This is a genomic window from Priestia sp. AB (assembly GCF_028369225.1).
Lineage (GTDB): Bacteria > Bacillota > Bacilli > Bacillales > Bacillaceae_H > Priestia > Priestia megaterium.
On record NZ_JAQMYN010000022.1, the window covers coordinates 18,199 to 40,195 of the forward strand.

Here is a 21,997-nt window from a genome sequence, read left to right on the forward strand (position 1 = left end):
GTAGGATGAATTTATTAGGAAAAGAGGGAAAAGAACGAATTTAATTATGCCAAACCTCTAAACCATTATTTAAATACGCTTTTTTACAAGCACGTCTTTGGATTTTCCCACTAGATGTTTTTGGTATACTGCTAGTCTTTAAAAGGTAAATAGCATATGGCTGAACTTCATGTTCCTCCATTACTTGCTGACGGATGTTTCTTAAAACATTGTCTAAATAACCTTTCAACTCTTTTTCCTTATGCGATCTAGGCCTATATTTACGTTCGATTTCAGCAACTATAATCAACTTCTCTTCCTCATTGATATCAACAGAAAAGGCAGCGCTGGCTCCTGAAATAATAGCTTGATCTGCTTTTTCCACAGTTAATTCAATATCTTGCGGGTAATGGTTTTTCCCTCTCATTACAATGACATCCTTCAGTCTACCTGTTACAAAAAGCTGCCCTTCATGAAAGAACCCTAAATCTCCAGTTCTTAAAAATCCATTTTCGTTTGTGTCTTTCACTGTATTATTAAACGCATAATTTGTTTCTTGTTCCCGTCCAAAATACCCTTTTGCTATACTGTTTCCTTTAATCCAAATTTCACCTATTTCATTGGATGCACATGTGGATAAGGAGTCAGCATTAACAATTTTTACTTTCTGATCAAGCCAAGTCATACCGCAACCAACTAATTTAACTGAATCTTCAGAATTTAACGGTCGCTCTATAGCTTTATTTTCTAGGAAACTTTCCTTGCAAAAGCCTTTAGAGACAGGCTTTGTTAATTTTTCATTACCTGTTATAAATAAAGTTGCTTCAGCCATACCGTAGCACGGAAAAAATTGATTTAGTTTAAAACCACAATCTTTAAAAGCCTGGGCGAACTTTTGAATAGTTTCATAACGCACGGGTTCAGCCCCATTAAAAGCAACTTCCCACGTACTTAAATCAAGCTGCCTCTTTTGTTCATCTGTAATCTTTTTTAGGCATAAGTCATAAGCAAAATTGGGTCCACCACTAATAGTTGCTTTGTACTTTGAGATAGCACTTAGCCATCGAAAAGGCTTTTGTAAAAAATCCATTGGCGACATAAATACACATTTGGCCCCAAGGTATAGTGGTTGTAGAATGTTACCTATTAACCCCATATCATGATACATTGGTAGCCACCCGAGCATGACTGTATCCTCGTTATGCTGACAAGCTGTTTTAATCATGGCTTCATTATGCAAAATATTACCGTGAGTGACCATTACTCCTTTAGGAGAAGATGTAGATCCTGAAGTATATTGTAAAAAGGCTAAAGATTCTTTATCTATCTTTGGTTGTGACCACTCATCTTGATAATCATGAGATATATCGTCAATCGGAATCCACTTTAAATTCATGCTTGAAAGTTCATCTGAGAAATGAAAGCTTATTTTTGAATGCAGGTGCGTAGTTGTTAAAATAATATTAGTAGCTGCATCGTCCATAATCGCTTTTAAACGTAACATATTCCTATTCAACCCAGGAGGATACACGGGAACCGGTATTACATTCGCATAGATACAACCTAGAAAAGCTTTAATGTAGTCTATTCCAGATGGATACATTAAAAGAGCTCGTTGCCCTTCTAAACCTAAATGTTGTAGGTAACCAGCGATTTGCTTAGCACACGTGTGAAGTTCTTGATAGGTAATATTAATTTCATCCTTGTTGTCATTATATAAAAATGTGTAGACCACCTTTTCAGGATGAACCCTCGCCTTATGAGATAACAAGTCAATCATTGAAGAATAACTACTATTTAGAATAGTAGGGTTGTCTATCAATTTTTCCACGCCGCCTACACCTCATTTTATATGTTCTAAAATCAACAAACTAAAAAATTCACTCTCTTTCGAAGGCATTGATGGCATTTACACTATGACTAATTGCAGCCCCAGCTTTAAGCGCAGCTGCTACAGTCACTGCTTCTAAAATTTCATCCATAGTTCCACCTAGTTTTTTATACTTAGCTACATGAGCTTCAATGCAATATGGACATCCTGTTGTATGCGCTACAGCAATAGCGATCAACTCTTTTATTTTAGGAGGAATCGTACCTGTATTAAAGACTTCATGTTCAAACTGCATAAATTTTGCTGCAACTTTTGGTGATCTTTCCTTTAATTCCCCTAATCTATTTAAATATGATTTTTTATATAAAGTATCGTCTGACATCTTTTATTTCTCCCATCATTGTTTAAATATAAGTAACTATCATAAAGAATTAAACAAACTACTTTAAAATAATAAAAACTCATTTAATTATCGGGCGATTTTTCCACCTCTTCTCCATAACGGTAATATTTTACTACATTAGAACAGAAGAAAATTAACCTATAATTACCTCTATTTGTAAAAAAGGTAGCTACAAATGGATTCTACAAACAATATTTTGGGTTGTCAATCACTTTATTCCAAATTTAAGAATAATTTAATAACTATTTTACAAGACTTTTAGGAGGTGGAATAAAGTCTATTTCTCCACTCGGATAAGTACATTATTATACTTAAAATTATATTGATAAAATCAAAGCAAAACTCATTTCAGTGAGTATTTTTAGGAAGTTTTATAAAAATAAAAGGACTATAAGATATAAGAAAGTTCAGATGTTTTTTTAGAGCAGATGAATCTTTATTTAGAAGTGAGATATTCACTACGTATAATATGTTTCTATAACACTCAAACATTTTTTTGAATGTTAAAACATATGACAGCGTTACCATTTTTGCTAAATAAGAATGGTACAAAAAAATTTTTAAAAAAAGAATGAAATTTACATTTGGAAATAAAGGTAAAAAATGATGAGGATAGATTGAGGGATTATATCTATCTACATTCAAGATCTCTTCTGGAACTTATTCTAGATATAATCCCATTTTTTATAAAAAACTAGGTGATGCTGATGTTTTCAAAATTGCTTATTGAAGTGAGTTTGGAACTCTTTACAAGCTTAATTTTATCTTATGCTTCAATTTCAAAACCTGAAGACTGTAATGGACCAATCGTTACTAAGTGAACTAACTGCACTGCCATATGTTTAGGAGAGTAGACTAAATCATTATTAACCCACCATTCTACTGTCCCAATCAATGCTGAAGAAATGAAATGTATCAATAATTCAGGGGGAGTTGAAAACTTTTGTTCTTGTAAATTTATTGTGGCGAATTCTTTTCTAAATTTCTCTTGAATAACCTCTTGCATTCTGCGATTAAATCCATGTACCCCTTTTTCACTTAACATGATTTGATAAAACGTAGCATGATGGAAAATATTCGTAAATATAGCTTCAATCAGTGATTGAAATTGTGATATGTTCACTCTTTTCTTTTGGATGTATATACAAGGGTTAATAATATCTGTTAGTTCCTCAAAAACTTCGTCAATTAATTTATCCACCAAATCTTGTTTATCTACATAGTGAAGATAAAAAGTAGCTCTGTTAATTAATGCATTGTCTGCAATATCCCTAATGGTAATAGATTCATAGCCTTTCTCTTGGATTAAATCAATAAACGATTCTTTAATCATTTTTCTTGTTCGAATAACACGCAAATCTGTTTTTTTAAACATTTTCTCATCACCTGTCTATGATTTCAGTTTTAATTAACACTCAGCACTCATTTGTTGTATATATAACAAATAGCACAATATTGATTATTGAGTATGTGAAGATAAGGAATATAATTACATTGTATATAACAAGGCGTTCCTTATGCAACGCCCTGTCAATGAAAACAAGATGTTCAGGAGGGAGATTACGTGTGCGTATTTAAGAGTTTTTTTTCACAAAAAAGATTTTGGGGGAGCTTACTAGGAATTGTCATTGTCGTTATGATTTTTAGTATTGCTTTCATAGGGTCAATTGTTAATCCCACTCCGGAGGACTTGCCAGTTGCATTAGTAGTAAATGATAAAGGTGCTGAATTGCCTAATAAGACAAAACTGAATGCTGGTGAACAATATAAGGAAACGTTACTAGATAATAAAGATATTCCTTTTAAGTGGTCAGTGATTGACGCAAGAGAAGATGCTATCAGTGCAATGAATGAAAAGAAATACTATGCAACGATTGTGATTCCAGAGAATATGTCTCAGCAAATTTTGTCACTTCAATCTCCTTCACCACAAAAGCCAGAAGTAGAGGTAATTATTAATCAAGGAATGCATTACACGGCTGCTAATACAACAAAGCAGGTTATCGATCAATTGCTTTCTAAAATAAATGGGCAAATTCAGGAGAATGTTTTTACCCAGTTAGAGACTAATAAAGCTACTATTACTCCTTCGCAAGCTAAACTTTTGAGCAGTCCTTTACTTGTGAAGAATGAAACAGTTAACGAAGTCGGAGATCATACAGCTAATGGAAATGCCCCTGTATTATTTACACAAATAATATGGATCGCAGTCATTATTAGTTCTGTTATTCATTTTGTTATTATGAAGAAGGTTACAAATGGGCGTATAAGTATCCGATCTATTTTAGCTCAATTAGTTGCAGGATTCCTATTTGCAACCGCCATTGCTTCTACAGTCCTTTTATTTACCGATAATGTATTAAACGTTAATATATCTGACTTCCAGGCAACATTCTTATTTTTACTATTTACTGCATTTATGTTTTATTTACTTCAAAATGCTATTTTAAATTGGTTAGGATTGGTAGGGGTTCCATTATTCATCTTACTTTTTCTCTTCTCAATTCCGGTATTAAATTTACCTCCAGAGTTTCTACCTACAGTAACTCAAGATTGGTTTTATTCATGGGTTCCTTTTAAATACAGTGTAGAAGGTCTACGTAATATCTTCTACTTTGGAGGGCATGATATTGAAAGCTATTTATTTGTTCTAGGAATGATAGGTGTGGCTTCATTTATAATCATGTCGCTCTCTATACTCAAAACAATAAGTAAAGAAAAAACAATGGTAGCTGTAGAAAAGTAATTTTTATGTATTAATAAAAAAGACCTTGAGAAGAGCAAGATATATAACTTACTCTTCTCAAGGTCCTATTTGTTTTAATTAATCTTTTGATATCTTTAATTACATGTCAGCTAAAAGCCTATACTTGACCTTAAACTTCAGGAGTTGGCGTTGGTTTTGCATAACCACTTTTATATTTTTCATCAATTGATTGACGAATTTGTTTAATTAATTTACCAGATTCCAAATCAGAAACGGATTGAGCTGCTATTTCGAGACAAACACCACATTTTGTTCCATGGTCATCCCATATTACCTTTCCATCTCTTATATTCTCATGGATAAAGCCATCATAGTTATTTCTATGCCCCGCCGATTCACCACAACCACAGTAGCATGGAATATTCTCTAGTAGCTCTTTGTTTTGGGCAGCATTCGCATAAATGGTTTGCATCTCTTCTGATTTATCCTTCAAAAATTCAGGTAAAACCTCATTACTAGCTGTTTCTTCCTTTATGTCACGACTAATGTTTTCTGAATGTTGTTGATGCTCTTTCTTTGTAGCATTTTTTTTCTTTACTAGCTGTTTCTTCGCTTGAATTTGAACAGGCTGTAGAAACTATGCTTACTATTAACATGATTAATACGACTAAAGACTTTTTATGCAACTAAGACACCCTTCCTACTATTATATTAGTAACTAATCCTCTAATAGTAATGAAAAGTTTAACCTACAAGGTATATCCATCATTCTTGTCGTTTTTAAAACAACTAATAATAAAATCCCTTTAATGACCATGAAATAGTGAAAGTGAATACCGATAAACGTAAATAATTAATACTCCTAAACCTATAAGCATCCATACATGTAGAAGTCTAAAATAAGTTACAGCCTGGCCTATTACTTCATGAAAGATAACCAAGGACAATGTACCTAGATAAAGCTTGTAATTTAAGTGAGGAGGCTTGTACGCTTTCTCCAATTAATAAACTCCCACCTAAAGATAAAGATAAGAAGGCTACAATTAGTAAAAAGGATAATTGAGTTACTTTTGCTACAGAAAGAATAGTCACGATTGCCATGCACTTTGGAATCTGGTGTAAAATGGTGGCCACGAACACAGAAATTAATTGGTATATATCGGTTATACCAAATGTAATATCAGTAATGACATTATGAAAGAATGGTCACTCAATCGGTTTTTCTATATCAATTAATTGTTGTAATAAAATCTTTTCTCCTTCTGAGCTTAGCACGATATTACCTATATACACTTTATTTTTATCACTTACCTTACCAGTGATAGCACAGGGTTTACTTTCAACACATTTTTCGATAATTATTGCTTCATTTTCTATAGACATCTCCACATAACTCTCACTGCCTTTTATCCCTAAGGTTCGTCGTAGTTCACTAGGGAATGTGACACGTCCAAATTTACCCAGACCTTTAATCAGCCCTATTTTTTTCATTTTCTCACTCCTAATTTAAATTATCTTTTTCTTGTTTATTTTCTTTTAATAAAAGTAATATATGAATTTAAACTAATAACAAAGATTTATTAAGCCTCATTTTATGATACAAACTACAGAATTAAACAAAAACCTACATAAAATCATCCAATAATATCCATTAAATTATTTATATGTAAAAAAGTATTTAAATCCATATATGATAACATTAAATGTTTCTATATTTAAATAATGGAGAATACGCACTTCTTTCTTATCAAATCATTCACAAAAAAATTTAGAAAATTTATAATTTTTGTCGTTTTCTGTATGATTATATAGTTCCTATTATAAATTAAAGATACGATTTCGTTGAGGAAAAATGAAAGCGTTTAATAAAATTCTACTTTAATGGAGTGAAGATATTTATAAACTGACTACAGAAAAAAATTGCTCTCATTGTATCCTTATTAATGACCTAAAGGAGTATCACTATCTCTTAAAGTTACGCTGATGTATCAACTCCTTTTGAAGCTAAGCAGACTACGATATCTACTATAATCCTTCCCTTACTAAGAAAGGGACTATGGAGGGTGTAATAGTCTTTCTATAATTACTACAACTTATATGAAAGAGGTTAAAAAAATGAATCATTTACAGCGTAGGATGGGAACTTTTTCTTTAACAATGGTTGGACTAGGTTCCATCATTGGTTCAGGTTGGTTATTCGGAGCATGGAGAGCAGCCCAAATTGCTGGACCTGCTGCTATTATTTCCTGGATTATCGGTATGACTGTTATTTTATTTATTGGACTTTCTTACAGCGAGCTGGGATCTATGTTTCCGGAAGCAGGAGGTATGGTTAAATATACACAATATTCTCATGGATCGTTTCTTGGATTTATTGCTGCTTGGGCAAACTGGATTGCTATTGTATCTGTTATCCCAGTTGAAGCTGTTGCCTCTGTACAATATATGAGTTCTTGGCCCTGGGAATGGGCAAAGTGGACAAGTAGTTTAGTAAAAAATGGCACGCTTACTTTACCTGGATTAGGCATTGCTTCCGTTTTATTACTTATTTATTTCTTATTAAATTATTGGACAGTAAGTCTTTTTTCCAAAGCAAATTCACTCATCACAATCTTTAAGATCGTGATTCCTGGCTTAACAATTGGATCACTTTTATTTGCCGGTTTTCATAGTGGAAATTTTACGTCTGAAGAAGGCATCGCGCCAAATGGTTGGGCAAGCGTACTGACGGCGGTAGCAACGTCCGGTATTGTATTTGCATTTAATGGTTTTCAAAGTCCTATTAATATGGCTGGAGAAGCAAAGAATCCTGGGCGTTCTATTCCATTAGCTGTAGTAGGATCGATTCTAATTGCTACCGTTATTTATATCTTATTACAGGTTGCGTTTATTGGAGCAGTTGACCCTTCTATGGTTGTTCATGGATGGAGTCACCTTAATTTCAACTCTCCATTTGCTGATTTGGCTATTGCTCTAAGTATTAACTGGCTTGTTATTATATTGTACGCTGATGCATTTGTTTCTCCTTCTGGAACGGGAATAACCTATACTGCTACCACATCTCGTATGATATACGGTATGGAAAAGAATAAATATTTACCTGGTGTTTTAGGGAAATTGCACCCTATTTATGGTGTGCCACGTCAAGCAATGTTTTTCAATTTAGCCGTATCATTCATTTTCTTATTTCTATTTAGAGGTTGGGGTGTATTAGCTGAAATTATTTCAGTTGCGACATTAATCTCTTATATTACCGGACCTGTTACAGCCATGACGTTAAGAAGAACGGGAAAAGAGTTGTACAGACCATTACGTCTAAAGGGATTAAGTATTATTGCGCCACTGGGTTTTATATTTGCGTCATTAACTCTGTACTGGGCGAGGTGGCCACTTACAGGACAGGTGTTATTCATTATTATGATGGGTCTTCCTATTTACTTTTATTATCAAGCAAAGTTGAAATGGAAGGGGTTCCAGAAGAACTTCCTAGCTGGACTTTGGATGGTTACTTACTTATTATGTATGATGGTTATTTCATATTTAGGAAGTGAAAAGTTTGGTGGAATAAATGTTATTCCATACGGTTGGGACATGCTTATCATTACATGTTTGTCTCTTGTTTTTTATGTTTGGGCTGTAAAGAGTGGATTTAAAACAGAATACCTCAAGGAAGCGACCAAAGTAAATGAAGAAATGAGATTAAGGGAGAGAACAATAAAATCTCAATCAGATAAAGAAAAAGCTGTATAAAAATTGGTTTCTAATACAAATATTTTATAAGTATGTGGAGATAGTTGTTATGTTGAAAAATAAGGTAGGAAAGTTAAAAATCTTTACGGTAGACTATTCTATATTAAAAAATAATAAAATAATTAATAATTCCATAGTCATGCAATCCATTAATGATCCAGATGAAATTGTAAGGTTAGCTAAATTGGATATATCTACAAAAGAAAGAGTGTTCATTCAAAATGTAAAGATTTTAAGATTTAAGTCCGTCCCATCTCATGGACATAATTTAGAATAGAAGAAACTCTTCTAAAAGGGAATTTACTTACAATAGCAAAAGCTTCTTTTGACGATGTTATTGAGATATTTTACTTGTCTTATTAGATGCCTAGGGCATCTTTTTCTCTTTTCTCATATGTTCGAGGGCTATAGGAAAAGTCGAATTCCTAACTATCGTAATGCCACGAGAAGTCAAAACATGAAAAGGCCGAAAAGTTTTCTAAAAAACACTGTACATTCTTTCGGTCTCTTGTTTCATTTATATAACAATAGTGAAAGCTGTTATTTTATGGAGGTTTTATATGTCGGATAAAGTGCCATTTTCATTTATATTAGTTATTGGTTTAATGTTATTTGCTCTATTCTTCGGGGCAGGAAATTTAATTTTCCCACCAATGCTTGGTCAATCAGCAGGAATAAATATTTGGTCAGCTAATGCCGGATTTTTAGTAACCGGAGTTGGGTTACCGTTACTTGGTGTGTTAGCATTTGGTTTTTCGGGGAAAGATGATGTACAGTCACTAGCGAGTCGCGTACACCCTGTATTTGCTCTTGTATTTACAACCGTACTTTATTTAGCGATTGGCCCTTTATTTTCCATACCAAGAGCAGGAACCGTTTCTTTTGAGATAGGCATCAAACCTTTCTTGGCGGAAGATCTAGACCACATACCTTTATTTATTTTCACCATCATCTTTTTTAGCATCACATGCTTTTTTTCACTAAATCCTGTTAAAACTATCAATATTATCGGAAAATTCCTAACGCCTATTAAGTTAACATTTATTGGAATTCTTGTAGTGATGGCTTTTATTCATCCTATTGGGGATTTCCAGGTGCCTACGAAGAACTATAAAATCCACTCATTTTTCAAGGGATTTCAGGAAGGTTATTTAACAATGGATGCTCTTGCAGCTTTTGTTTTTGGAATTATTATTATTAATGCTATTAAAGAAAAAGGCGCAAAAACAAAAAAACACATTATGGCTATTTGTGCAAAAGCAACAGGAATTGCTGCTATTATCCTAATAACCATTTATACGGCTCTTTCTTACATGGGTGCTTCAAGTGTAGAAAAACTTGGACACTTAGATAACGGAGGTACTGTTTTGGTAAAAGTCTCGAATTATTATTTTGGAGCTTACGGTGGAATATTATTAGGATTAATGATTACGGTAGCTTGTTTAACAACTAGTGTAGGACTTGTTGCTTCTTGTTCTTCATTCTTTCATAAACTATTTCCAAAGGTACCTTATAAAATACTTGCTATTAGTCTATGTGGTTTTAGTGCAATCGTTGCTAACATCGGGTTAACGCAGTTAATTGCTATTTCTATACCTCTATTAACAGCTATTTATCCATTAGCTATTGTATTGATATTCTTAACTTTTTTTCATCCTTTATTTAAAGGAAAAACTGAAGTTTATCAAGGGAGCTTACTTTTGACATTTATTATTAGTCTATTTGATGGATTAAATACGGGCGGTATTCACATTTCATCTATTAATAGTTTCTTTATTAGAGTTCTTCCTATGTACAAAGTAGGACTAGGATGGATTGTTCCAGCTATTATTGGGGGATTAATAGGTTTTAGCATAGTACAAGTAAAAATCCTTCTTAATTACAGTTCATCTAGACTGAATAAATAATAAATATTCTGATGCAAAGGTTACATCCATTTGAAAATAGGAGAAAATCATCAAAAGGGAGCTTTGTTCTTATTGAGCAAAGCTCCCTTTTTGACGAGTTTCTTCTGTCTTGAATGGGGTTCATTTTGTCTTAGAGCAAATCTCAGCATCTAGTTTATTAGATAACTTTTTAAATCATCAAATGAGTGCTTATGTTTGAACATTTTATAAAGACTGTGATATGTTCTACATATACATACTATAATGCAATAAGAAATGAGGTATTTACATATGAAAAAAGCTGAATTAATCGATGCAGTTGCAACAAAATCAGAACTAACGAAACAAGATACTAAAAAAGCTGTAGATGCATTGTTTGAAACGATTTCTAATACACTTGCTAATGAAGAAAAAATTCAATTGATTGGATTCGGCACATTTGAAGTACGTGAACGTGCAGCTCGTACCGGACGTAATCCCCAAACTGGTGAAGAAATGACGATTCCAGCTTCCAAAGTTCCTGCGTTTAAACCCGGAAAAGAATTAAAAGAAGCTCTTAAATAAGTATAGGGTGAATACTTTTCAGAAAGCCTCAAGGTTATTCCTTGGAGCTTTCTTTCATTTTTGACATCAAAATAAGCAAAGTTAAACTTGAAAGCTTACTTCGTTGATCCTGACGCTCCATAATCTTTAATCATTAATTTCACATCATAGTTAATTGGAACTTCACTAAATGTTTGATCCCAATTGGCTTTAACCCTCATCCATACTCTGGGTCTCTTAATTCTCAATTGATTTCCGAACCCGGCCACATCGACTTTATATTCTTTTTGCATCTTTTCTACCGTGTTTCTTACGAGGCGCTTTACTTTTTTTTCTGAGTTTTTTTGCACCTTCTGTAAAAATTGATTTTTTAAAGGATTTCCTGAGACCACCCAATTTTCAGATAGCCTTCCCTCTGATTCAATATGCACATTGAAGGAAATGCTATTTCCTTTAACATGAGGTTCAATATGGCTTTTCATAGATTCTATTTCGTATACAATCAGCTGACCAGTCTTTTCATCAAAGCTTTTCACTAGACCGCCTTTCCCTTTTCCTGTGATCCAAGTCAGACCATCTAGTTCTTCTTCATTCAAAAAACCGATCAGTTTGTTTGTTTTCCCTTTAATTATGGCAGCACCCGCAAATTTGATTTCTCCATTTGCTGATACTACATTTTGCAACAGAAAACTAGACCGTGATTGGATCTTGCTCTCTAGTTTAATAAGCGGCATAGGAGGTAAAATTCTCGTTGTTCGATAGGAATTTTCCACCATTGCAGACAAACGAAATGCCGGGATCTCTCCTGCTGTTTTTGATTCGAGTGTGTCGCTTGCTCTCCCTTTACTAATAAACATCAGACAACTTGGTCTAAAATCATTGTCACGAAGACTTTGATCCACTAATTGTTCCAAACTATACGATCGTGCAAGGGCCTCACCGATAACCATCACTTTCATATGGGGACTAGTTAAAGGAGTATCACTTCTTAAAGATAATTCACGAAGCATTTGAAAAGCAGAATCTCCTGTTTCAGACACATTCACATAAGATTTCTGTTGAGGACCTCCTTGTTTAGTGGTTGAACTTGCCACTTGTGGGGTGATAAGTTGATAGGTTGACGTAATCAGGTTCTTTCTCGCATATCCCCCTCCTTGTTCATCAAATTCTTTTTCAATCATGGACTCCTTCCCCTTATCGAGCGCCACACCTACCCCTAAACTTCTTTCTTCAATTTCATGACTACTCCAGCAGCCCGTCAGAGAAACGAGCAAAAAAACAGAGAGAAAAACCAATAAGAACTGTACGTGATTAAAGGTTTGTTTCATACTTTCTCCCCTTTACTTTTGAAATAATGAGAAGCAGCAGCGGCAAAAAGCCAAATAAAACTAAGGCAGCGTTGCCAACCATATCCCCTACTTTAAATACATCATTGATGTTTTTGGGGATCATGGAAATAAGATAAATAACGGGAAGCACGCCATACATAAATGGATGAATGTTCTTTTGGAAAAGTTGAGATAGTCCTAATGAAGCAGCGTAATGGTTAACAGTAAAAGAAGTAAACATTTGCATAATCCATACCACCAGCAACAGAGAATCAAATCGTTCAAAAATCAAACCGGTCAGCTCAAAACTTCGTATCAAATCAAGTGTGGGCCATGTTCTTGTAACTACTCCATCAACCGATAACGCTCCGATCACCATTACAACAGTAATCACATAAATGAATAAAGGAATAGTAATTCCAACTAGTACAGCTTTTCCTGCTTTGTGTGGTTCTTTCATAAAAGCTAAAATGATTAACATGATTTCAGGACCCGTGAATGCAAGAGCAGTTGTTTTTATGCCTTTTAGCACCGGTGTGATACCTGAACCTAGTACCGGGCGCAGATTGTCTACTTCAAATATTTTGATACTCATAAAGGCAACAAGTAAAAAAAGAATAACCGTAATAGGTAATATAATCTCAAATAGACGAGCGATTGGATTTATCCCCCCTCTGATTAGGTAGAGACTTGCCCACATAAAGGGCATAATAATAGCCCATTTAGGGGTTCCTTCCAACAATAGATATCCTGTTACTTCTGCCAATGAACGGGCATGAAATCCACCAAGTACTAAAAAATAAACTATTATGAAGAAACTAAATAACTTGCCCATCCATTTCCCTACAATTTCTTGGCTGTATTGATAAAAGGTTTTTTCAGGGAAGCGTTGACTTAATTTCACCATAATTACTCCTGCTATCATGGCAATTATTCCGCCTAAAATAACACTTAACCAAACATCTGGTGTTTTTACTTGTTCCGCAACTGTCCGAGGCAAGGTAAGAATTCCTGTTCCAAGTATAAAATTGATAACAACTACAGTTGCTTGAGGTGTCGTAATACGATCGTTTGAATTGATCATTACCCACAGTTCACTTCCTTTCGTCATAAGCTACCCTTTTCGTAAGGCTGTTTCAATTAGGATTCTGATGAAAAATCAGCCATCAATGATGACAAAATATGTTTATCAATAAGATCTTTATCTGATGGCCCTTCAACGAAGACAATACATGCTCGAATGCCGGTACGTCCTATAATAAACTCCCTAAAATGAACTTCAGAGTTATGACCAATTTCTTTTCTAACTTCCTTTACATTTGAATTGAAATCACGTGTAAATGGATTAGCTGAATTTTTAGATACAGATTCCTGTTTGTTTTCATTTTCACCACTCTTCCTCTGAAGTACGAGTCCAATTAAACAATCTGGAGATTATATATAGGATGAAAAATGCCATTAACGCTTGTATAAAAACTTGCCACTCTGGAAGATAGGAAACCATTGATTTCTCCATACTAATCACCCTATTTATCTTTATATTAAGGAGGATCTAGACACAAACACCCTTAAAATATCGTTATTTACTCCATGAGAAATTCTTTTATTTACCAGGTAGTATTATTCTTCAGTTTATTTCTTATACAAAGGGAGCTTAATCCGATTTGAATATAGGAGAAATTTATGAAAAGAAGCCTTTGCTCTTGTTGAGCAAAGGCTTCTTTTGACGAGTTTCTTCTATATTATATTGTTTTTATTAAGATACAGATTTTAATTTCTTTGTTAAACGTAAAAAAGTTTCTTTATCTTTATTCTTTAAGGAATGATCAATTTCCTCGAGGATTTTACTTCTTTTAAAGTCATTCATCATTTGATCCAAAAACAATTCAGCCAACATTTCATCACGTAAATTTGGATTAACCCGATCCATTCCGTTAAGTGCATTATTTTCCATAAAACGTCAACCCCTTTATCTTTTCTCTTTTGCAAACAGTATTCCCTTTTGAACTCTTTTTATGCAAGGTTGATAGATGAAGTGAGATATAGAATAATATGCATGATTAGGTCCTATTTCCTTTTAGATATTTTTCATATGTCTTTGATTAGATATAACTGCATAATTAATAATTAATCGGTCAAAGTGAAATGATATTAATTAATCATTTATTTTATTTATTAGATACAAGGAGAAAATTAACTTTTAAAGATCAATGTTTTATTAATTAAACGTCGTGGACGGCAAATAAAGTGTTTTTCTACGATATAAGTAAAATGAAGGCCTCTAGAACTAGTTCTTAATTCTATAGGCTTTTTTAGTTCCTAAGAGAAAAAATGACCTTGATTTCCGTGCCTACATGTTCTTTGCTTTGTATGTGAATTTCTCCTTTATGAAGGCTAACAATATTTTTAGCAATGGCTAATCCCAGACCACTTCCTCCTGAATCCCGTTTGCGAGCTTTGTCTACTCGATAAAATCGTTCAAAGACATGAGGTTGATCCTCTTCTGGTATGCCGATTCCGTAATCTTTTATTTGAATAATTCCTTTATGTTGATTGTTTTCTAAAAAGACCTCAATTACATCGGTACTATACTTGATGGCATTATCTAAAAAGATAATGATCACTTGTTTTAACTTCAATTCATCTCCCTCGATGAAAACTGACTCAGAATTCTTATACAGAATAATAGGCCGGTCATAAACTTGCTTAAACTGATCGATAAGGATTGTACAGAGAGAAACAAGATCAACTGGTTTCATATCAACAGATTCAGCGTCCTCTAATTCAGCTAAACTTAACAATGTTTTAGTTAAACTTTTCATTCTATTTGTTTCTAAATAAATTGCCTCGGTTGCTTCTTTGGCTATTTTTTCATCTTGTGTTCCATGCCTTCTAAGAATCGTAATAAAGCTGCTAATAATAGTTAAAGGTGTTTTCAATTCATGGGAAGCATCCGATATAAATTGTCTTTGCTTATTTGAATTTTCCTCAAGTTTACCAATCATACGGTTAAATGTAGCTGCCATTTTGTACACTTCATCTTTTGTTTCAGTTTCCATGCTAATTCTTTTCAAGGTCCCACTTTGTTCAATATCCTCCATTGTGGAAATCATGGATACAATAGGCTTCATAATAATAGCTGATAACCATCTACCAACTAAAAAAGAGATAAGAACAGAGATAGCCGTAACGGTCCCCATTATGGATAAGATAATGTCTTTGCGGCTTTCTAGTCCAGATAATCGTTCACTTATTTCTAACGTCCCTACTACTTTTTGATTTTGATAAATCGGTACATGAACTACCAAATTTTGATGTTCTTGAAAAGGTCTAAGTTCAAAGTCTTTTTCTGACGAAAAGGTGGGAGAGATTTTCTTAGCAAGAGTTTTATCGTTACTGACCTGATCAATAACCTTAGAGTCCGGCCCAACGATTCGAATAAAAGAGTGAGTAGACATGTAAGAGTTTAAAAGATTTTTGTCTAATGTTAAGGATTCGGAAATAGGATATTTCTTCAACATGGCATTAGCGTTTTTCGAAACCAAATGTGCTTCCATATTAACAGTCGTTTTCATAAATAAGAAAAATACAATAGCATTTACAATAAGTAAGCTAAGTAACAGAGAAACGGTAATGAACAGGTTAACTTTGGTAGTGATTTTCATGTTGATCCTTTCTTATCACATATCCTACTCCTCGGATGGTCTGGATTAAAGGGGATGTAGTATCTTCTTCTAGTTTCTTTCTTAAATGCCCGATGAACACATCCACCACATTCGTTTCCCCCTCATAATCATAGCCCCAGACGGTCAAAAGAATATTGTCCCTGCTTAGTACAATATTTTTATTTTTTAATAAATGAACAAGCAAATCATATTCTTTTGGTGTTAATATAATCTGCTTGTTTTGTCTAATTACATCTCTGGTTTCTAAATTCACAGATAAATCTTCTATTGATAAGTGAACATCTTTTTTTTCACTAACATCCTGAACGATAGCTCTATGACGAAGACTATTACGTACTCTAGCTAATACTTCCTCTATTTCAAATGGCTTGGTGATATAATCATTCGCCCCATGATCTAGCCCCATCACTTTATCTAACGTGGTGTCACGAGCTGTCAAAAGAATAATGGGCAAGTAGATGTCTTTTTTTCTAATTCTTCGAAGAACTTCAATTCCATTTAGACCTGGAAGCATAACGTCTAATAAAATCAAATCAATGCTACTATTTAAGGAAGCTTCAAGACCGGATTTTCCTTCGTGCTCAACAAGTACTTGGTATCCTTCATGCTCAAGTTCAATTTGAAGTGCTCGTGCAATCATTACTTCATCTTCAACAATTAAAATACTTTTTTTCATTTATATTCTCCTCTTATATCTAATAAAATGAGACCTTTATATTCTAATTTATAATCGGTTATACGCTAATACCTTTCATTAGTCGAAAAATTTCAAGACATAAGACATTCAATCCTAGCCATACTCCACCAAATACATACCCAGCTGCTATATCACTTGGGTATTGTAAGCCGAGAAATAAACGGCTGATTGCAATAAGTAATAAAGTAAGAATGGCTGCTATTGGTGCTAATGTAGGAATCCATACTTTTTAGAATGTCGAACCAGCATAAATACAGCAAATTCATAAATAACAAACGCCATTAATGACTGCTCACTTGGAAAGTTGGATGAAAGCTGTTTTATATGTGTTGTTTTAATGCTTGAATTCAATTGAAAATAAGAGCAATTTAAAAGACTAATTTCTTCTTTGCATTAAATGTAGCATTATTTATCAAAAAACCTACCATTTTCATCAATTTTTAATGTTATCTTTAATGTTTTTTTAATTACAAGCCCTAAACTTAAAACGTCCTATTTGAAAACGCTTCATGAGACTATTACTATTCGCTTTTCTAATCAATAGTTTAAGGAGTTGATAAAAAATCTATGTAACAAAAAAGGAAAAACATGGATATTCATGAATCGGTTGAGGAGATTAGTATGATCTAGGATTTTTATAAGTTTGCATTTAGCCTTGTAGAGTATTCACATGATTGAGCAAATGAGTGAAAAAGTCAGATAAGACAGAATTCAAGAGATTTCCCCGTACAAGGATACTAAAGCAGGAGGAGTAAATATATGCTCAAAAAACTAGTAGAAGGAACCATGCAAAGAGCTATCTTAATGATCGTATGTGTCGTTATTATTTTAGCTTGGGGCGGTATATCAGCTTTTCAAATGCAAAGAGATTATCTCCCTGGCATCAATAATACAACACTTACTGTAAGCATGCGTCTACCTATGTATCAAGCTGAACAGGTAAACCAATTGGTTACAGACAAGTTGGAAAGTGCCGTAAGAACGACAGATGGGTTACAAGATGTGGAAACGAGCTCATACGATGGTGGCTTATTTATGAGTCTCTATTTTCCGATGAATACGGATATGAAGCAAGCAGAAACCGATGTAAATAAAGCTTTATCTAATGCTGATATTCCACCAACCATTACATCAACGCCTCTTGTTACAAAGGTTACAACCAGTTCTTTTCCTATACTTACGTACAACTTAACGAGTGATAAGTTGGATGAAAACCAATTGAAATCAACTGTTCAACAAGATATCGTTCAGCAATTAAAAACCGTTCCTGGAGTATCTGATGTCTCCACATTTGGTGGAGCAAAAGATGGATATGTTTTAACAGTAAGAATGAAGGATTTATCGAAAAATAATCTAACGATGGATGACTTAAATAAAGCACTATCTTTATCCGTTCCATCATTACCTAAAGGTATTGTACTTCAAAATCAGCTATCGATCCCCGTTACCTTTGAGGGATGGAAACTCGATGAACAGCAAATGAAAAACATTAAAATTAAAAATGCGGATGGTAATTCCATCCCTCTTTCAGCAGTGGGAAGCATTTCACATGCGTTAAATGATGTGAAAACAGTTGCCAGAATAGATGGTAAACCAAGTGTTCAATTAAATGTCATTAAAACGCCTTCTGCCAATATTACAGACGTAGCGCAACATGTAAAAGAACGAGTACATGGACTGCAGCTTGTTAAAGATGGATCTGTTTCATTAACACCGCAATTGGATCGTGAAAAAGAATTAAACGATGCGTTAAATGGTTTAATTCGAGAAGGCTTACTTGGTTGTTTATTCTCCATGGTTTGCGTATTTTTCTTTTTCCGAAATGTGCGATCTACGTTGCTTATAGCGATTTCGTTGCCGATTTCATTGTTAGCAACGGCTGCTATTTTAAAAACAATGGGCATTACACTTAACATCTTAACCGTTTCAGGACTAATTGTTGCTATGGGACGTATTGTAGATGATTCGATTGTTATCCTTGATAATATGTATCGCAGAAGAGAAAAGTCTCAAAACAAAGCACTACTGCCACTTTTAAGTGCTTCCGTTCATGAAATGATTCCGGCTATTCTTGGCTCAACACTTACAACTATAGCTGTGTATATTCCCATAGCTTTTGTAGGAGGAATTGTAAGTGCCTCTTATAGTGGGTTTGCGTGGTCTGTTGTCATTGCATTAATTATTTCATTTTTTGTTGCTATGCTGGTCATTCCTACGCTTGCTTTTATGGGATGGAAAGGAGCACCATCTAAGCAGAAGGCTGTTTCTCTTGAGCCTATGATGAAACCTGTTCTAGTATCGGCACTAAAGCATAAGAAACTTGTGGTGCTCATTTCGGCTTTACTATTTATTTTTGCAGCCTCTTATTCAGCTTTCCTTCCTGTTTCATTCTTGCCAAGTGCTAAAACAGGTCAGGTTGCAATTAAAGTAGAGTTGCCTCAAGGAAGTACCTTAGAACAAGTAGATGCTGAGGTTCAAAAGGTTGAAAAGAGTTTGCAAGATAATAAAAAAGTAGAGTCTTATTCATCGACATTTGGTGCAACCAGTACGCCACAAAGTGATGACGTGTTCGATCAAGGCGGTGGTTTCTTACAGAAGCCAAATGTAGCTAATCTTTCAATAGTATTAAAGAATGAGAAAGAAGCAGATACAGTGATTGCGCAGTTAGCTTCTACTCTTCCAACACTTTCGAAAAATGTGGCCTATACTGTAACGAGTCAAAATATTTCCGGTGATGATTCGCAAATGAAGATCATGTTTGCCGGTTCCGACCAGGCTACCTTAGACAAAACGGCTGAAAAAGCACGAAAAGAATTATCCACAATAGATGGATTAAGTGTGGATGGAAAAATTGACTTAACAAATGGCCAACCAAAATACAAAATTACGTTTAACCAGCAAGCTATCACTCAAAAAGGAGTTCAGCTTTCTGACATAATGACTGTGATTAATAGATATATGTCACAAACAAAAGACGCAACGCTGGTAGTAGACCATATGAGTCTTCCTGTTGATGTGTATGCAGATCAAACATCTTCTAATCAGCCTAATATTCAAATGAATACGAGTCCAGAAGATGTAATGAAGTCTCTTGGTAGCGAGACATTCTCTGGTAAGGGTGGAAAAACCATTAAACTTAATGAGCTAGCATCGATTGCAAAAGACCCAACGTCTTCTACTATTAGTGAACGAAACGGTCAACCGTTTTCTCTAGTAACAGCTCAAATTACGTCCAACGATATCAGCAAAGTATCTAAACAAGTTGATCAGAAACTTCAAGGTATGAATCTTTCAAATGGTGTAACCTATTCGATGGGAGGCATAACAGAACAAGTCAAAAGCATGATTTTTGATATGTCAGTCGCCGTTGCCTTTTCTATCTTATTCGTTTTATTAATTACATCTACACTATTTAAAGGTTGGAGAGCACCCTTATCTGTCTTGCTAAGTATTCCACTTGCATTAAGTGGCGTTGTTATAGCTCTTGTGATTTTTGGAGGCGAATGGAACTTGGCTGCATTGATCGGCGTACTGATGCTCACAGGAATCGTTGTAACCAATGGTATTGTGTTAATTGATAAAATTGAACGCAACCGTAAAAGTGGAATGGATATACAACAAGCCGTTATTTCTGGTAGTCTCTCTCGAGTTCGCCCAATTTTAATCACGGCTGCTACAACAATCTTAACGTTGTTGCCACTCGCTTTCTCTCATCAAGCAGATACGGTAATTTCTCAAACGTTGGGAATTGTAGTAATTGGTGGAATGATTACATCAACTTGTAATAGCTTCCTAGTTATTCCAATCATTTATCAATGGCTGCATAAGAAGCAGGCAAGTAAAGACGTTAATTCGGATAAACTTACTCAACAAATATAGCAACAAGCAAAAGAGCATACAGTAAATTTGTATGCTCCTTCTCTTGTTTTCCGAATAAAAAAACCTTTTATATAAAGACCTAGTTACCATAAAACGTATTATCAGAAATCACATGCAAAAAAACCTTCTATAAGGAGTTTTGTTAGTTTTTCACTAATACTATTTTGAAGCTAAATTTTCTCTATCTACAGCCTCTGGTGGAATTTCCATCCATCCATTTTCCATCAAAATATTTGATGCATCCTTAACAAAATTTGCTATATTCATTAAAGACCTCCCATAAAGTAACGCTAAATCATGTCTTCCATTTACAGCTAGTGAATTCCCAAATGCTCGTATTTTCATGGAAAACATATCGACCTTATGAAACAGCATTAATTTATCCGAAAAAGGTGCGAAAGTTGAAGTTGTAACTAAATGGTCAATAAATTCTGGAGCAGGTAAGTTCTCACGATGAAGTTTTTCTATGTAATGTTCAACTGCTTTATGCGTAAGATCTTTTCCTTTTACAAATATGTCTCTAACTTTTTGGTTTTTGGCAACTTGACTAAAAGCCATGATTAAAGCTTTGCTTGTTACGTTATTTTCAATATTATCGTATAAATGAGCAATTTCTAACGCGTGTAGAGGACGAACATCTCCAACAAACCCACTCAAATAATCAGTGCTGGCAATTTTCACTTGTTCTGGAGCTGGAATAATGGGTGGGGCAATAATAAGGCTTTTATCCATTAAAATGGTTTTAATTTCTTCCACTAATTCCATAGTCGAATTCATACAGTAAGTTAAGAAATTGCGTACATCTTCTCTATACATTAAAGGTATAGCGATACTATAAATGCTAAGTCCTGCTTTTGCTGCATACTTTAAATAATGTACATAAAATTCATCTGCAAATAATCTTGGAGCACCTAGATTAACGTCTTCCTCTGTAAAGCCATGAGGAATAGGTATATTTTCTTTGATAAATATCTCTTTGACGCTACTTTGAAATTCTTCGGTTAGTCTTTTCGCATGTTCTACTAGCTTTTTTATGTCTTGATCTTCAACATGTTGTAGAAAATAATTTAAAATACAATTAGACATGCTATTACCCATATAGGTTGCCCAGAGTTTTCCCATTTCTGGAGCTGTCAATTTTCTATCAGGATTTGATTTTTTTAAGCCTATCTTAATTGGTTTAATTGTTCCCATTTATAGTCTCCTAAGTTTATTTTTCTTAGGCTTGCCTTTTATATTGTTTTTATTCTTCATACTCTGTAAGCATTACAAGTCCCTTCAGATCTTTTTTAAGATATATGGATTGTC

The 21,997-nt window shown here is 34.1% G+C and carries 17 protein-coding genes; 6 read left to right on the forward strand and 11 right to left on the reverse strand.

All coding sequences use genetic code 11. The annotated features are described in order from the left end of the window. Positions 1-40 precede the first annotated feature (40 nt). From POF52_RS28700 to POF52_RS28710, 3 genes are all read right to left on the reverse strand, one after another. Positions 41-1,810: a fatty acyl-AMP ligase gene (locus POF52_RS28700; RefSeq protein ID WP_271997262.1), complete on the reverse strand. Its 1,770-nt coding sequence runs from the start codon at positions 1,808-1,810 to the stop codon at positions 41-43. A 49-nt stretch (positions 1,811-1,859) separates the two neighbouring features. Then, positions 1,860-2,192: a carboxymuconolactone decarboxylase family protein gene (locus POF52_RS28705; RefSeq protein ID WP_013083567.1), complete on the reverse strand. Its 333-nt coding sequence runs from the start codon at positions 2,190-2,192 to the stop codon at positions 1,860-1,862. A gap of 787 nt (positions 2,193-2,979) precedes the next feature. Next, the gene (locus tag POF52_RS28710; protein WP_271997265.1) at positions 2,980-3,588 is read right to left on the reverse strand and encodes a TetR/AcrR family transcriptional regulator; all 609 of its coding nucleotides are present in this window, start codon (positions 3,586-3,588) and stop codon (positions 2,980-2,982) included. A 189-nt stretch (positions 3,589-3,777) separates the two neighbouring features. Here POF52_RS28710 and POF52_RS28715 point away from each other — a divergent pair, with 189 nt between their 5' ends. Beyond that, on the forward strand, positions 3,778-4,959 hold the full coding sequence (locus POF52_RS28715; RefSeq protein ID WP_271997267.1) for a YhgE/Pip domain-containing protein: 1,182 nt from the start codon (positions 3,778-3,780) through the stop codon (positions 4,957-4,959). Positions 4,960-5,089: 130 nt separating this feature from the next. Here POF52_RS28715 and POF52_RS28720 read toward each other — a convergent pair whose 3' ends face one another. Together POF52_RS28720 and POF52_RS28725 are read right to left on the reverse strand one after the other, a co-directional pair. Beyond that, entirely contained in the window at positions 5,090-5,539 is a 450-nt protein-coding gene (locus POF52_RS28720) for a PCYCGC motif-containing (lipo)protein (RefSeq protein ID WP_334314422.1), read from the reverse strand. A 587-nt stretch (positions 5,540-6,126) separates the two neighbouring features. Further along, on the reverse strand, positions 6,127-6,411 hold the full coding sequence (locus tag POF52_RS28725; protein ID WP_271997270.1) for an AbrB family transcriptional regulator: 285 nt from the start codon (positions 6,409-6,411) through the stop codon (positions 6,127-6,129). A 624-nt stretch (positions 6,412-7,035) separates the two neighbouring features. On the opposite strand from POF52_RS28725, the gene POF52_RS28730 reads away from it, so the two are divergent. The 4 genes from POF52_RS28730 (at position 7,036) to POF52_RS28745 (ending at position 11,120) form a co-directional block, all read left to right on the forward strand. Then, on the forward strand, positions 7,036-8,670 hold the full coding sequence (locus POF52_RS28730) for an APC family permease (RefSeq protein ID WP_176586381.1): 1,635 nt from the start codon (positions 7,036-7,038) through the stop codon (positions 8,668-8,670). A gap of 49 nt (positions 8,671-8,719) precedes the next feature. After that, positions 8,720-8,947 (forward strand): hypothetical protein, encoded by a 228-nt coding sequence (locus POF52_RS28735; protein ID WP_034651196.1) that lies wholly within the window; start codon positions 8,720-8,722, stop codon positions 8,945-8,947. A 283-nt stretch (positions 8,948-9,230) separates the two neighbouring features. Next, a complete protein-coding gene (brnQ, locus tag POF52_RS28740) occupies positions 9,231-10,577 on the forward strand; it encodes a branched-chain amino acid transport system II carrier protein (RefSeq protein ID WP_271997273.1) in 1,347 nt (448 codons plus the stop codon). A gap of 270 nt (positions 10,578-10,847) precedes the next feature. After that, complete coding sequence (locus tag POF52_RS28745) at positions 10,848-11,120, forward strand: HU family DNA-binding protein (RefSeq protein WP_013083575.1); 273 nt, start codon at positions 10,848-10,850, stop codon at positions 11,118-11,120. Between the two features lie 95 nt (positions 11,121-11,215). Here POF52_RS28745 and POF52_RS28750 read toward each other — a convergent pair whose 3' ends face one another. From POF52_RS28750 to POF52_RS28770, 5 genes are all read right to left on the reverse strand, one after another. Next, positions 11,216-12,427: a Ger(x)C family spore germination protein gene (locus tag POF52_RS28750; RefSeq protein ID WP_271997276.1), complete on the reverse strand. Its 1,212-nt coding sequence runs from the start codon at positions 12,425-12,427 to the stop codon at positions 11,216-11,218. Continuing rightward, positions 12,411-13,538 carry a spore germination protein gene (locus POF52_RS28755; RefSeq protein WP_271997279.1) on the reverse strand — a complete coding sequence of 376 codons (1,128 nt, stop codon included), beginning with the start codon at positions 13,536-13,538 and terminating at the stop codon, positions 12,411-12,413. Before POF52_RS28755 ends, POF52_RS28750 begins: the two co-directional genes overlap by 17 nt. 645 nt (positions 13,539-14,183) lie before the next feature. Next, positions 14,184-14,381, reverse strand: coding sequence for an IDEAL domain-containing protein (locus POF52_RS28760; RefSeq protein WP_176586378.1), 198 nt, complete (start codon positions 14,379-14,381; stop codon positions 14,184-14,186). 358 nt (positions 14,382-14,739) lie between these two features. Beyond that, positions 14,740-16,092, reverse strand: a complete 1,353-nt coding sequence (locus POF52_RS28765) for a sensor histidine kinase (protein ID WP_271997282.1) — start codon at positions 16,090-16,092, stop codon at positions 14,740-14,742. After that, positions 16,070-16,789, reverse strand: a complete 720-nt coding sequence (locus POF52_RS28770) for a response regulator transcription factor (protein ID WP_271997284.1) — start codon at positions 16,787-16,789, stop codon at positions 16,070-16,072. The genes POF52_RS28765 and POF52_RS28770 overlap by 23 nt, the downstream gene beginning before the upstream one ends. A gap of 780 nt (positions 16,790-17,569) precedes the next feature. Here POF52_RS28770 and POF52_RS28775 point away from each other — a divergent pair. Then, positions 17,570-20,689 carry an efflux RND transporter permease subunit gene (locus tag POF52_RS28775; RefSeq protein ID WP_271997286.1) on the forward strand — a complete coding sequence of 1,040 codons (3,120 nt, stop codon included), beginning with the start codon at positions 17,570-17,572 and terminating at the stop codon, positions 20,687-20,689. A 159-nt stretch (positions 20,690-20,848) separates the two neighbouring features. On the opposite strand, the gene POF52_RS28780 is transcribed toward POF52_RS28775, so the two are convergent. Beyond that, positions 20,849-21,883, reverse strand: a complete 1,035-nt coding sequence (locus POF52_RS28780) for a DUF3231 family protein (RefSeq protein WP_271997288.1) — start codon at positions 21,881-21,883, stop codon at positions 20,849-20,851. Positions 21,884-21,997 lie beyond the last annotated feature (114 nt).

Bases quoted from the DNA above. Each gene is read 5' to 3' on its own strand.
- POF52_RS28780 (WP_271997288.1), bottom strand. From the start codon at position 21,883: ATGGGAACAATTAAACCAATTAAGATAGGCTTAAAAAAATCAAATCCT.
- POF52_RS28710 (WP_271997265.1), bottom strand. From the start codon at position 3,588: ATGTTTAAAAAAACAGATTTGCGTGTTATTCGAACAAGAAAAATGATT.
- POF52_RS28770 (WP_271997284.1), bottom strand. From the start codon at position 16,789: ATGAAAAAAAGTATTTTAATTGTTGAAGATGAAGTAATGATTGCACGA.
- POF52_RS28755 (WP_271997279.1), bottom strand. From the start codon at position 13,538: ATGACGAAAGGAAGTGAACTGTGGGTAATGATCAATTCAAACGATCGT.
- brnQ (WP_271997273.1), top strand. From the start codon at position 9,231: ATGTCGGATAAAGTGCCATTTTCATTTATATTAGTTATTGGTTTAATG.
- POF52_RS28775 (WP_271997286.1), top strand. From the start codon at position 17,570: ATGCTCAAAAAACTAGTAGAAGGAACCATGCAAAGAGCTATCTTAATG.
- POF52_RS28705 (WP_013083567.1), bottom strand. From the start codon at position 2,192: ATGTCAGACGATACTTTATATAAAAAATCATATTTAAATAGATTAGGG.
- POF52_RS28730 (WP_176586381.1), top strand. From the start codon at position 7,036: ATGAATCATTTACAGCGTAGGATGGGAACTTTTTCTTTAACAATGGTT.
- POF52_RS28750 (WP_271997276.1), bottom strand. From the start codon at position 12,427: ATGAAACAAACCTTTAATCACGTACAGTTCTTATTGGTTTTTCTCTCT.
- POF52_RS28725 (WP_271997270.1), bottom strand. From the start codon at position 6,411: ATGAAAAAAATAGGGCTGATTAAAGGTCTGGGTAAATTTGGACGTGTC.
- POF52_RS28735 (WP_034651196.1), top strand. From the start codon at position 8,720: ATGTTGAAAAATAAGGTAGGAAAGTTAAAAATCTTTACGGTAGACTAT.
- POF52_RS28745 (WP_013083575.1), top strand. From the start codon at position 10,848: ATGAAAAAAGCTGAATTAATCGATGCAGTTGCAACAAAATCAGAACTA.
- POF52_RS28765 (WP_271997282.1), bottom strand. From the start codon at position 16,092: ATGAAAATCACTACCAAAGTTAACCTGTTCATTACCGTTTCTCTGTTA.
- POF52_RS28760 (WP_176586378.1), bottom strand. From the start codon at position 14,381: ATGGAAAATAATGCACTTAACGGAATGGATCGGGTTAATCCAAATTTA.